This is a genomic window from Fluviicola taffensis DSM 16823 (genome assembly GCF_943372375.1).
GTDB lineage: Bacteria > Bacteroidota > Bacteroidia > Flavobacteriales_D > Crocinitomicaceae > Fluviicola > Fluviicola taffensis_A.
The window spans coordinates 255,538-268,134 of record NZ_CALRYJ010000003.1 but is presented as its reverse complement, the minus strand read 5'-3'; the positions used below and the strand labels follow the sequence as shown (position 1 = coordinate 268,134).

Below are 12,597 nucleotides of genomic sequence, written 5' to 3'. Positions count from 1 at the left end.
ATGACGGAAGTTGATAAAATAACTGATCGATTAAAAAATAAAACCATTTTGGTAACTGGCGGTGCTGGTTTCATTGGTTCCAATTTGACAGAGGCCCTATTAAAAATAGGAGCCTCTGTTATTGTTTTGGACAACCTGGAAACAGGTCTTCAATCGAACATTGACCGCTTAGCTCACTATGAGAATTACCGCTTCGTAAAAGGAGATATTTGCAATCCGGATGATTATCGGGAATTGTTAAAGGAAGTGGATGCCATTTCCAATCAGGCGGCTTTGGGTTCAGTTCCAAGGTCCATTGAATTTCCATTGAATACGCATCGGGTAAATACAACCGGTTTCCTTACCATCTTGCACGAAGCGAAACAAGCCAATGTGAAACGTTTTGTGTTTGCCAGTTCTTCATCTGTTTATGGCGATTCGATAGCGTCACCAAAACACGAAGGGCAAGAAGGAAAAGTACTTTCCCCTTACGCCGCAACGAAGCAGCTGAATGAAGAATACGGACAAGTGTATCATCAATTGCACGGAATGGAAACCATCGGATTGCGTTATTTCAATGTGTTTGGTCCTTTCCAGAATCCCGATGGGGTGTATGCAGCCGCTATCCCGAAATTCTTGGGTAAAATGCTGGATGGAGGTGAAATTGTCGTGAATGGTGATGGGGAACAATCCCGCGATTTTACTTATGTGAAAAATGCAATCCACGCAAATTTGCTTTCATTGATTTCAGAAAATGACCAGGCATTTGGAGAAGTGTACAATGTGGCTTGCGGTCGAAGTCTGACATTGAATAATGTCATCAATAGTTTAGAAGAAGGCTTAAAAACATTGGGAACAACTCCAAAAAATACCATTACATACGGTCCTCCAAGAAAGGGGGATATCAAAGATTCATTGGCATCTACTGCCAAGATGGAGCACTATTTGGATTATAAACCTGTATATACCTTTGAAGAAGGAATCGATGAATACCTTCGCCATGTATTGCAACAAGCATAAGTTCAATTAATTCAGATTTCTGGTATTAAAATGGCTCATTTTACTCCTAAATTAAATATAGCATTGATCTTTCTATTGATTATCACATTGATCGGTGGTAGTTATATGGTTGTGTGTTATATCGGTGGAGTAGAGTTTACAGCTTATCGCTTTGGACTGATAATTTCAGCGATTTACCTTTTGATAACCAGACAATTGAAATGCTACACTAATTCATTTTCGAAGTATGTGTTTTTCGTCTTTTTGTTTTGGTTTGCTTACGGAATAGCTTCTTTAATTTGGGCTCCTTCCCTGTTGTATGCAATGAAAGAATTATTCTACTTGTGGATTGGATTTACAACCTATATTGTGTTCTTTTCCTTCTTGAACTCAGAGAAGAATTTTGAATTGGCTTTGGAGAAAATTTGGACGGTCAGTTTCATCGTTGTGGTCAGTTTCTTGCTGTTTGAATGCTTCACACAACGCCATTTGGAAGGAGAATATCTTCAGAAATTGGCTGAATTGGGAGCCTTTCATAAAGTGAATTTCATTCCCATATTTACCTTTGTTAATCAGAATGTCCTGGCTATTTATTTGTGTATTTCAATCGTGTTGGCGGTTTACTATTTTATCCGGAACAGGAATAAATTGCTGAACAGCGTCATTATTCTTTTCGCAATCGATTTCTTACTTCTTACCGAATCCCGTTTGGGAATCATGTGTATCGGTGCAATTGTTGTTGCAAGTTTAGTTCTTTTATTCTTCAAGTCTGTTCGAACCCAAATGCCTTTATCATTTGATAAGAAACAGGGATTTGTGATTGCGGTATTGATTGGTTTGAATTTTTTGGTCGTTCATTATGAGTTAAGGTTATTGGAATCAAATACAGAATTTCAATCTTTGGGTTCAAAAACGGATACGGAAGAGTGTTTGATGATACGCAAAAAATCAGATAAACGGATACTGGAAGATGGACGTATTTTGTTGTTGAGTGATGCGAATGAGAAAGCAGTCAAAGCCATGCCAAATCCGGATAGAATGTTTGCTATTGAAGAAAGTGCTTACATCAAGTTGTTGGATGGAGAAAGAGTCAGACTAAAACTCAAAGAGATTGATTCTAATTTGCAGCAATCCATATTTATAGGGAAAAACAAAGTACTGATTGGATTGTTTGTGGTTTTGTTCATCGGATTGGCAACATGCTATTTCGCAGCCTTTCAATTCAAAAAAACAGATGTCGTGATGATACTGTCTTGTATAGCATTATTTATGATTGCATTAGTTCCATGGCATCCATTTAAGTACCCATCGGATCATTATAAGAAGCTTGTTTTGACAGAGCCTGGCTTTGATGTACTTCAAATCTCCTCAGATCGTGTTGGTATTATATCTGTAGTTGCATTAACAGGAAACTTATTGGAGAAAGGGAGAGAAACAGAAACCTTTCTTTATTCCGACAGAAATCTGCCACAAGAAAGAAGTTTTATTTACGAAAAACTCAGTAGTAACACTATTCGAAAGAATTTAGCGCTGAATGGATTGGAATACTTGAAATCTTCTCATTACATGGGATTGGGAGCAGGCGGTTTTCAGGTCTGCAATATGAAAAAAATGAATAAGTATCCGGATGATGGTGTAGGTGGTGCGCATAATTTTGTGATTGAAATTTTATCTCAGTACGGAATCATTGTCTTTTTATTACTTCTGTCTATATTTAGTTGGATTGGATTGGAATTCATCCGGGCAGTGAGAACGAAACGATGGAGCGAAAAGCATTTTTTAGTTTTATGGCTTTTTATTACTCTTATCTTTATGGGGAATTCAAATTCCACGTTTTTATCGCTTCCAATCAATTGGTTCTTGATGGTAGTTCTACTGATATTTGCAAATGACTTAAAGGAACCGAAAAAGGTTAGTAATGAAGAGAATAAGCTTTAAGAAGTCACCCTTTGCGCAAAATGTATTCATTTTATTAACTGGATCATTAATTTCGCAAGTCCTACCTTTTTTGATGCTTCCAATACTCCAAAAGTATTTTTACAAACCCGCTGATTTTGGGATTCTCACGGTGTTTATTTCCATGTGCGAAATTTTTTCCAGTATTGCCTGCCTGAAAATGGAATTTGCAATTGTTGTACAAAGAACTATTAGAAATGCCATAAACACAGCGTTTGCAGCAATTAAAATAGTGGGTTTTATGACTCTTTTTTCCTTACTGATCGTTGTTTTGTTTAAGAATCAATTAAGCGAGTATTACAATGAGCCCAAACTTGCCAATTACTTATTTTTATTACCGATTTACGTTTTTTTAGTTGGCACGAATGATGTGTTATCCTATTGGTTTAACCGCAAGAAAAAATTTAAGACAATCTCATCCTCCAAAGTAGTTCAAACATCATTTGCCGAAACCATAAAACTGATCCTTGGTTATTTAGGGTTTAATTATTTAGGGCTATTGCTCGGAAGATTACTCGGATTCTTATTTTCAGGATGCTATTTGATCTGGCGTTTTTTCAAGGAAGATACAAGAGCACTCAAATTAATTAGGCATAGCGAAAGTAACCAATTGGTTAGGGAAAATAAAAAGTACTTGTTTTTTACTACCCCCGGAGTGTTTGTGAACAGCTTGATTAATCTCATTTATTTGAACATGTTTATTAGCTACTATGGAAAAGATATTGCTGGATTATTGGGTGTTTCAATGACCTATTTATCTGCCGGTTTTGGCGTGATTTCGATTTCCTTTTCTCAAGTGTTTTTCTCCAAGGTATCTGAAATTGAAGATTCACATCACCTGCTTCAGGTGTATAAAAGATTTGCCAAACAATTGGCAATCATGGCTCTGATACCATTAGGAGTCATTTATCTGATTCCAACAAAACTGGTAGTCTATTTATTGGGCGAAGAATGGAATCAATTGTTGTCTGTAGCACGAATTATGGCTGTTTGGTTGAGTGTGTGGTTTGTATCTTCATCCTTATCATTTATTTATATTCGCCTGGGGCGTCAAAAGGAAATGTTGTTATTTGATTGCTTACATTTGTTATTGATAGTAATAGGTTTTTTCTCGGCAAGGTTGATAAATCATTCGTTAAATAGTGCTCTTTGGGGCTTTTCAATTAGCCAGTCGGTATATTATTTATTTGCCATATTTATTGCTATTTATTTTATAAAAAAATCAAAACAAGCTTAAATGCACATCCTTATACTTGCATCTGGTTATCCCACCGAATACTCTTTAAATCAAGGAATTTTTTTTCGTGATCAGGCAGAATCTTTGGCTCGTGACAGGGAAAACCAAGTTGCTGTAATAGCAGTTGTTCCGATATCCGGAAAAGCGGTGATGGATAAAATGCGTTGGTCGTTCGGATTGAAAACAACCATGAGTAATCATGTCAGAACCTTTGTATATACTTTTTTGAATATTCCCAAAGTACATAAATACCGGGTGTTAAAGGGTCGAAAGCGAGGAATGAAATTACTCAAGGAGTATATTCAGCAATTTGGAAAACCGGATATTATTCACTTGCACGGATTCCAAGGCGGTCTGTTTGCTCAGGCAGCAAAAAAAAAGTATGGAATACCTTATGTGATCACGGAGCATTCGACTCAGTTTATTGATGATATCGTTTCTCCGGATCTGGAATCGTATGCTAAATCAACTTTCGAGCATTCGGACGCTGCCATTGCCGTGAGTTTGCCGTTTGCCGAGATTATGACTAAACGCTACGGACGCACTTTTCAGTACATTCCCAATGTAGTAGATACAGATGTTTTTGAACTGAATCCAACTGTGCAAAAGAACGCGGAGTTTACTTTTTTCAATGCGGCAGCATTTGTGGTCGAAAAAAATCATCCGATGCTTCTTGAAGCCTTTTCAATGGTTTTAAAGAATTATCCGAATACCCGATTAAGACTGGCCGGGAAAGGGTATGCGGAACTTGATATGCAGCAGTATGCGAAAGAACTTCGGATAGAGCAGAAGGTTGATTTTTTAGGCTTATTGCCAAGGAAGGAAATCGTTAAAGAAATGCAACAAATGGATGCTTTTGTACTTTCCAGCAAAGTGGAAACATTTGGAGTGGTTCTGATTGAAGCATTGAGTTGTGGTAAACCGGCAGTATCTACGTATTGCTTTGGTCCGGAATCAATTATTACATCACCGGAAATCGGGATTCTTTGTAATCAAAACGCGGCTGATCTGGCTTTTGCTATGGAGCAAATGATTCAGGAACGATCAAATTATGACAGTGCACTGATCCGTAAACACGTAATTGATCAGTTTTCAAATGATACCGTAATCAATCAATTGATGCAGGTGTATCAATCAGTCATTTCTAAATATAATGTGTGATTCAAGATGTGTGGAATAAGTGGAATTGTATGTAGAAAAACAACGATTAGCTCCGAACAGGACATTCGAAAGATGAATGATGCAATTGAGCATCGTGGTCCGGATGGTGAAGGAATTTTTTGTCATCAGAATGTAGCGCTCGGACATCGGAGACTTGCTATTTTAGATCTTTCCGAATTGGGTGCACAACCGATGCATTGGAAAGAACTATATACCATTGTTTTTAATGGTGAGGTCTATAATTATATTGAAATACGTGAAGTATTACTGAAGGAAGGATATGTTTTTCAATCAGAGTCTGATACGGAAGTGATTTTGGCGGCGTATGATTTTTGGGGAAAAGAATGTGTCACACGTTTCAATGGAATGTGGTCTTTTGCTTTATTGGATAAGAAAAAGAATCTGCTGTTTTGCAGTCGCGACCGCTTTGGAATAAAACCATTTTATTATACGCTTTCAGAGGAGGAATTCCGCTTTGGTTCAGAGATCAAACAATTGGTAGAAGAGGCACCGGTTATCAATCTTCCGGTTGCATTGGATTTCATTATTTCCGGTATCGAGGAAGCAACGGATGAGACCTTCTTTAAAGGAGTTGTGAAGCTTACTCCGGGTCATAACTTACTATTCGATCTAACTGAAAACACTTACCAAATTGAGTCATTTTATAACCTGCCTGATCAAAACGGGGAAGTAAAAGAGACGGATTCGATCGGAAACTACATCTCTCTTTTGGAGCAGAGCGTTCAGTTGCGAATGCGCTCGGATGTTCGCGTAGGAACTTGTCTGAGTGGAGGACTTGATTCAAGTACAGTTGCGGCATTGGCTAGCAAAAACTACAACTATCAGGAGCAATTTTATGCCATTCATGCCAAGTCTGAAGAGGCAGCAACAGATGAAAGTGCTTATGCTACTTTGGTGTCGGATCATTTGAACTTGAATTTAAAAACTGTTGTTCCCGGATATCAGGATTTTGAGAGCAATATGAACGAAGTGGTCTATACTCAGGAAGAACCTTTCGGAAGTCCATCTGTTTTTATGCAGTATTTCGTTTTTAAAGAAGCGCGGAAAAATAATTGTATTGTGATGCTTGACGGTCAGGGAGGTGATGAGACTTTACTTGGTTATGAGCGCTATTACCCGGCATTGATTCGCAGTTTGCCCTGGATTGAACGGCCCAAGGCTTTGTTGAACTCGAAAAAGAATTCGCGTTTGAGTATGTTGGAAGCGATTAAATACATGCTCTATTTTGGGAATTACAAAAGCCGTTTAAATAGAGTGAAGCGTCGAGCAAAATTCATTCGCCCGGTTTATTTGGAAAATTATAAGTCTGAAGCGTTGAAAAAAGTATCCGAAAGCTATTCGGATATTCGCAAAATGCAAAAAATGGAGTTGACAAGAAGCCAGTTGCCCCATTTGTTGCGCTATGAAGATAAAAACTCCATGAAACATTCGGTGGAAGCGCGATTGCCCTTTATCGACTACCGTGTGGTAGAATTTGCGTTGAATATGGAAACGGAAGCTAAAATTCACGATGGCTGGACAAAATATGTCTTGCGAAAAGGCATGTCAGGGTTATTGCCGAAAGAAGTGGTTTGGCGAAAGAATAAATTGGGCTTCAATGCACCCGAGAATCTGTGGTTAGAGAAACACGCTGTAGAAATGGAAAAGGTTATTCGGGAATCAGTGATTCTGAATGCCATTGCAGATTTGAGCCAACTGGATTTGAGCCAACTGGATAAACGGATGCGATGGAGAATATACAATCTGGCGAAATGGGAATCTGCGTATAACGTTCAAATGGATTAATAAGAAACTTGCTTTAAAAGAACTAGATGAATAAACCAAAAGTCTGTCATTTTACTTCGGCACATAAACCCGATGATATCCGAATATACCACAAAGAGTGTAATTCACTTGCAGAAGAGGGGTATGATGTTTTTTTAGTTTCTGCTTATCCTGCTGAATCATTAAACGGACCGGTAAAAGTAGTGCATACAGGATCTAAATCCAGAGGTAGAATTGGTCGGATGTTATTTACAACGAGAGAGGTCTATAAAAAGGCGAAATCGATAGACGCAGAGATATATCATTTTCACGACCCTGAATTACTTCGATTCGGATTAAAACTGAAGCGCCAGGGGAAAAAAGTAATCTACGATGCACATGAAGATGTTCCTCGTCAGATCATGGCAAAATTTTGGATTCCAAAAGTATTCAGAAAACTCATTTCCGTGTGTTTTGAAAAATACGAGAATTATGTAGCTCGTAGATTAAGTGCAGTTGTCGTTTCCACACCACATATTCGCGAACGTTTTATACAGATCCATCCTGGAACGATCGATGTCTGTAATTATCCGTTGATGAATGAATTAATGGAGCCAACCAGTTGGGATGACAAACAGGAGGAGATTTGCTATGTGGGCGGAATTTCCGTTGTGCGCGGAATCCAGGAATTAATGGATACTTTGCTTTTGCTTTCTAATCTTAGATTAAATCTGGCAGGCAATTTTTCGAATACGGAATTGGAAGAACAGATTAAATCGAAACAAGCATGGAATCGTGTTGAATTTTATGGTTATGTGGGAAGAAAAGAACTCTTATCGATATTCCAACGGTCTAAAATTGGAATGGTAACCTTGTTGCCAACACCGAATCACATGGAATCACTGCCAATCAAGATGTTTGAATACATGAGTGCAGGAATTCCGGTAATTTGCTCGAATTTTCCTTTGTGGGAAGAAATAGTGAGTTCCAATAAATGCGGTGTCTGTGTGGATCCGACAAATCCCGAGGCAATGGCATCGTCCATCCAAAATTTACTGAGTAATCCGGAAGCAGCCAAAGAGATGGGTAAGAATGGAAGAATGGCAATCCTTGAAAAATACAATTGGGGAATCGAAAAAAAGAAGCTTTTCAATTTATATGCTGAGCTCTGAAAATTAGTAAGATGAGAGCACTGCTTATTTATGCGATCTCCTATTCATTTTATCCTAACTTCGCAGGATAATCTATGCAAGAAAAGGGAACATGATTCAGCGAATTAGAGAGTCAGACTTCATAAGGAACATCCTGGTGCTTTTTAGCGGTTCACTGCTTTCCCAGTTAATTCCTTTTTTTGTTCTTCCAATCTTACAACGCTACTATTATTCGCCGGCAGATTTTGGGTTTTTAGCTATTTTCGTTTCGTTTTCCGAACTTTTCTCATCTGTTGCCTCCGGTAAACTGGAATACGGGATTGTTCTTCAATCGCGGGAACGAAATGCCATCAACTTGTTTTTCGGAGCTTTGAAAATAGTTCTGATTGTTACATTGATCAGCTGTGTTTTGGTCCTGATATTTAGAAATTCGATTGCAGATTACCTGGAAGAACCACGCATGAGCAATTACCTCTTTTTAGTTCCTGTTTATATCATTTTCTTTTCCATGACAGACTTGTTCTCTTATTGGAATAACCGGAAGAGGAGATTTGCAACTATTTCATGGGCAAAACTCGTTCAAACCGGTACCTCTGAATCTGTAAAATTGCTGGCTGGAGTAATGAATTTAGGAGTCTTCGGTTTGATTATCGGTAGGCTGTCCGGATTTATAGGAGCTGTATTTTTCTATGTTCGTACTTTTCTGAAACGGGATAGCAGAGCACTGAAATTATTGGACAATACAATAAGTCGGGAGACCGTGCGCGAAAATAAAAAATTCATTCTTTTCAGTACTCCAAGTGTATTTCTGGGGAATTTGATCAACGTCGTTTATCTCCAGTTATTTTTGGTCTATTTTGGCGAGCAAATGGTTGGTGTAATTGGAGTTTCAATGACTTATTTATCAGCTGGATTCGGGGTCGTTGCCATTTCTTTTTCACAAGTGTTTTATTCTAAATTGGCCGAAACAAGGAAAAAGGAAGAATTGCTGCACATGTATAAACGATTTGCGAAGAATCTGGCTTTGCTCGCTTTGGTTCCGGTTGTCATTGTTTATCTCATACCGAGTTCATTTGTTGCAAATTTATTGGGTGAAAAATGGCTGGAACTAATGCCCATTGCACGTATTATGGTGTTTTGGTTGGCAGCATGGTTCGTGTCGTCATCTTTATCTTTTATTTTTATTCGTTTACAAAAGCAGAAAGTCTTGTTGTATTACGACCTATTGCATTTACTGATCATTTTGGCTGGTTTTTTCATTGGTCGTGCTTTTTCCGACGACATGGAATCGGCGCTGTGGGGATTTAGTATAGCCAGATTCCTGTTTTATATTTTTGTTATTGGTGTGGCAATTCAGATGATTAAGCATGTGGATGAAAAGACTTTGTGACCCGATACGGTAAATGTGCCAAAATGATTTGGTAATTTTCACCTGACTTAAATGAATGGAATGATCGTTATTGTTGATTATGGTTTGGGAAATTTGGGCTCCGTTAAGAATATGCTGAAGCATATTGGATTCGATTCAGTCATTACCTCTGATCAGCAACTCATTCAATCGGCAACCAAATTGATTCTTCCCGGAGTGGGAGCATTCGACCAGGGAATGAAAAACCTGGAAGAAAGGGGTTTGATCCCATTGCTGAATAGGAAGGTGCTTGAAGAGAAAACACCGATTTTGGGAATCTGTTTGGGAATGCATTTGTTTACCAATAAGAGCGAAGAAGGAACATTGAAAGGGCTTTCCTGGGTAGATGCAGAAGTCATTAAGTTCGACAGTACTAAAACAGAAAAAAGATTTCCTATTCCACATATGGGTTGGGAATATGTTTCTGAGAAAGGAAATTCTCCGGTATTGAAAGAGATGTACGAGGAACCCAAATTTTACTTCGTACATTCCTATTATGTTCGATGCAACAATCAAGAAGACGTAATTTTAACCAGTAATTACATCCACGAATTCGATTCGGGTTTTCAGAAAGGAAATATTCTGGGTGTTCAATTTCATCCGGAGAAAAGCCACAAATACGGCATGAAGCTATTGACCAATTTTATGACCAATTTCTAATGGCAATCCCAAGAGTTATCCCCGTTTTACTGCTGAAAAATGCAGGTTTGGTTAAAACCGTTCAATTCAACGATCCAAAATACATCGGCGATCCTTTAAATGCAGTTAGAATCTTCAATGAAAAGGAAGTTGATGAGTTGATTTTCCTGGATATCCTGGCAACACCGGAGCTTAGACCCATTCCACTTGAATTCCTGAAAGAAGTAGCGGAAGAATGTTTTATGCCTTTGGCTTACGGTGGTGGAATTAAAACATTGGAAGATATCCGTGCTATTTTGAAGATCGGAATTGAGAAAGTAATCATCAATTCTCAGCTATATAAAGACCTGGATTTTGTAAGAGAAGCGGTGAACCAATTCGGAAGTTCAACCATTGCCGTTTCTTTGGATGTGAAAAAGAACTTCTGGGGGAAATACGAGTTATTTTCGGAAGGTGGAAAGACAAACACCAGGAAAGACCCGGTTGAATTTGCAAAAGAGCTGGAGAAGATTGGTATTGGCGAAATCATGATCCATTCCATTGACCGCGATGGAACCATGAAAGGGTATGATCTGGATTTGATCACGAAAATATGTGCTGCCGTTCAGGTTCCGGTAATTGCATGTGGAGGAGCAGCAACCATTGATGATTTTGATAAGGCTATTAATCAGGCCGGGGCTTCTGCTGTGGCGGCTGGTAGTATGTTCGTATTTCATGGAAAACACCGCGCAGTGCTGATTAGTTATCCTGGTCAGATCGAGTTAAAACAGCTTTTTTCAAGAAACAGGAAATAAAATGAAACAAGCCCTTTTTTAGAAATAGAAGATTTATTTGCTCTCTTTATCCTTTTTACCAAATCGGTATCCGATTACAAATTGCAGGTCAAAAATGCAATCCCGTATAGTAATGTTTTTATAAGGATTGGAAAGACCACTAAAATTAGTTCCAGTATTGAAATCTTTGTTTAGCAGAGCCGAACGATAATAATAATTGGATTTGATACCTAAGATTAAATTGTCAATCTGAAAGTTTACCCCGATGGATCCGGTGATCCCAACTTTTAACACAGATAATGATTGATGGTAATAGGAGTCTCCATTTAGTTCCTTATAAACGTCACGCTCTGATCGGATATAGTCTAATCTTGGTCCCAATCCGATGTAAAACTGGGTCTTTTTATTCACGATATAATAATTTCCAATTAGGCCAAGGGATGTGTTGTTAAATAATATTTCTGAGAAGCCAAGATATGTTTGATTAGTTCCTTTACCACCACTGCTAAAATTGGATACTACCGCAGTTATGGAAAGCCGTTTCCATTGGTTTGTTTCAAATCCAAGGCTGATGGATGGCTTGAAAATTCCTCCCGGAAAAAGGGATGATGAACCACCGTCGGGGGCGGTTGCTTTCATATCTAGAAATGAACCCAAAATTCCGGTTGCGGAGAAGATACGTTGGCTCTTGGCCGTGGATACATGAAAAAGGAATAGAAGGATTAAAAGTCGGTACATCTGAGTTTTTTTTAGTGAGAATAAGTTCTGAAAGTTTTTGGTCATTGAAAATCGCTCAATCGGCTTTCTTTTTACCGAGTGTATACCCGAAAACAAGTTGCAGATCGAAAACATTGTCACGGATGTAATGAAATGCTTTGCCAGAATAATCTTCAGAGCCTTTCTTATACAAGTATGGACGGTAATAATAATTGGATTTGATACCCAGAATAAAATTTTCCAGTTGAAAGTTTACCCCGATACTTCCGGAAACACCAAATATGTATTTACGCAAAAACTGAGGATCATAAGAATTTCCAGACGATCCGAAATAACTTCCCCCCTCTAAACGAACATAGTCTAATCGTGGACCAATCCCGAAGTAGAACTGGGTCTTTTTGTTAACCATGTAATAGTTTCCCGTTACACCAATTGAGTAGTTATCGAACAACATTTTATTATAGCCATAATAAGGACTAACTTCTTTGTTCGATCCTTTACCACCGCTTGTGAAGTTTGATGCTACAGTTGTTAGGGAAAGGCGTTTCCATTGTTTTGTTTCAAATCCCAGATTTATGGAAGGTCGCACAATTATACCGCCATACGATGGTGACAACATATTGTGGTCAAGAAATGAAATAGCTACTCCGCTTGCTGAGAAAATTCGCTGGCTATATCCACTTATGTTTTGAAAAAGGAAAAAGATAAGTATGATTCGGTACATATATTTGTTTTGTCAGAGATTGATTGGTACAAAGATAAAACTATCGTGAGAATAAGAAACGTATTTTGAGTGGTGTTATTTTATTCTGC

The 12,597-nt window shown here is 38.3% G+C and carries 11 protein-coding genes; 9 read left to right on the top strand and 2 right to left on the bottom strand.

Annotated features, from left to right (window positions below; translation table 11 throughout):
• From AAG807_RS06930 to AAG807_RS06890, 9 genes are all read left to right on the top strand, one after another.
• Positions 1–999 carry an SDR family NAD(P)-dependent oxidoreductase gene (locus AAG807_RS06930; protein WP_341901883.1) on the top strand — a complete coding sequence of 333 codons (999 nt, stop codon included), beginning with the start codon at positions 1–3 and terminating at the stop codon, positions 997–999.
• A gap of 30 nt (positions 1,000–1,029) precedes the next feature.
• Positions 1,030–2,916: an O-antigen ligase family protein gene (locus AAG807_RS06925; RefSeq protein WP_341901880.1), complete on the top strand. Its 1,887-nt coding sequence runs from the start codon at positions 1,030–1,032 to the stop codon at positions 2,914–2,916.
• Positions 2,897–4,171 carry an oligosaccharide flippase family protein gene (locus AAG807_RS06920; RefSeq protein ID WP_341901878.1) on the top strand — a complete coding sequence of 425 codons (1,275 nt, stop codon included), beginning with the start codon at positions 2,897–2,899 and terminating at the stop codon, positions 4,169–4,171. The genes AAG807_RS06925 and AAG807_RS06920 overlap by 20 nt, the downstream gene beginning before the upstream one ends.
• Positions 4,172–5,332, top strand: a complete 1,161-nt coding sequence (locus AAG807_RS06915; protein WP_341901877.1) for a glycosyltransferase — start codon at positions 4,172–4,174, stop codon at positions 5,330–5,332.
• Positions 5,333–5,338: 6 nt separating this feature from the next.
• Positions 5,339–7,138, top strand: coding sequence for an asparagine synthase (glutamine-hydrolyzing) (asnB, locus tag AAG807_RS06910; protein ID WP_341901876.1), 1,800 nt, complete (start codon positions 5,339–5,341; stop codon positions 7,136–7,138).
• 26 nt (positions 7,139–7,164) lie between these two features.
• On the top strand, positions 7,165–8,268 hold the full coding sequence (locus AAG807_RS06905; RefSeq protein ID WP_341901875.1) for a glycosyltransferase family 4 protein: 1,104 nt from the start codon (positions 7,165–7,167) through the stop codon (positions 8,266–8,268).
• A 91-nt stretch (positions 8,269–8,359) separates the two neighbouring features.
• A complete protein-coding gene (locus tag AAG807_RS06900) occupies positions 8,360–9,637 on the top strand; it encodes an oligosaccharide flippase family protein (protein WP_341901873.1) in 1,278 nt (425 codons plus the stop codon).
• A 60-nt stretch (positions 9,638–9,697) separates the two neighbouring features.
• The gene (hisH, locus tag AAG807_RS06895; protein WP_341901872.1) at positions 9,698–10,315 is read left to right on the top strand and encodes an imidazole glycerol phosphate synthase subunit HisH; all 618 of its coding nucleotides are present in this window, start codon (positions 9,698–9,700) and stop codon (positions 10,313–10,315) included.
• Positions 10,315–11,088: an AglZ/HisF2 family acetamidino modification protein gene (locus tag AAG807_RS06890; protein WP_341901870.1), complete on the top strand. Its 774-nt coding sequence runs from the start codon at positions 10,315–10,317 to the stop codon at positions 11,086–11,088. The genes hisH and AAG807_RS06890 overlap by 1 nt, the downstream gene beginning before the upstream one ends.
• A gap of 33 nt (positions 11,089–11,121) precedes the next feature.
• On the opposite strand, the gene AAG807_RS06885 is transcribed toward AAG807_RS06890, so the two are convergent.
• Together AAG807_RS06885 and AAG807_RS06880 are read right to left on the bottom strand one after the other, a co-directional pair.
• Positions 11,122–11,805, bottom strand: coding sequence for a hypothetical protein (locus AAG807_RS06885; RefSeq protein ID WP_341901868.1), 684 nt, complete (start codon positions 11,803–11,805; stop codon positions 11,122–11,124).
• 55 nt (positions 11,806–11,860) lie between these two features.
• Positions 11,861–12,508, bottom strand: coding sequence for a hypothetical protein (locus AAG807_RS06880; protein ID WP_341901867.1), 648 nt, complete (start codon positions 12,506–12,508; stop codon positions 11,861–11,863).
• Positions 12,509–12,597 lie beyond the last annotated feature (89 nt).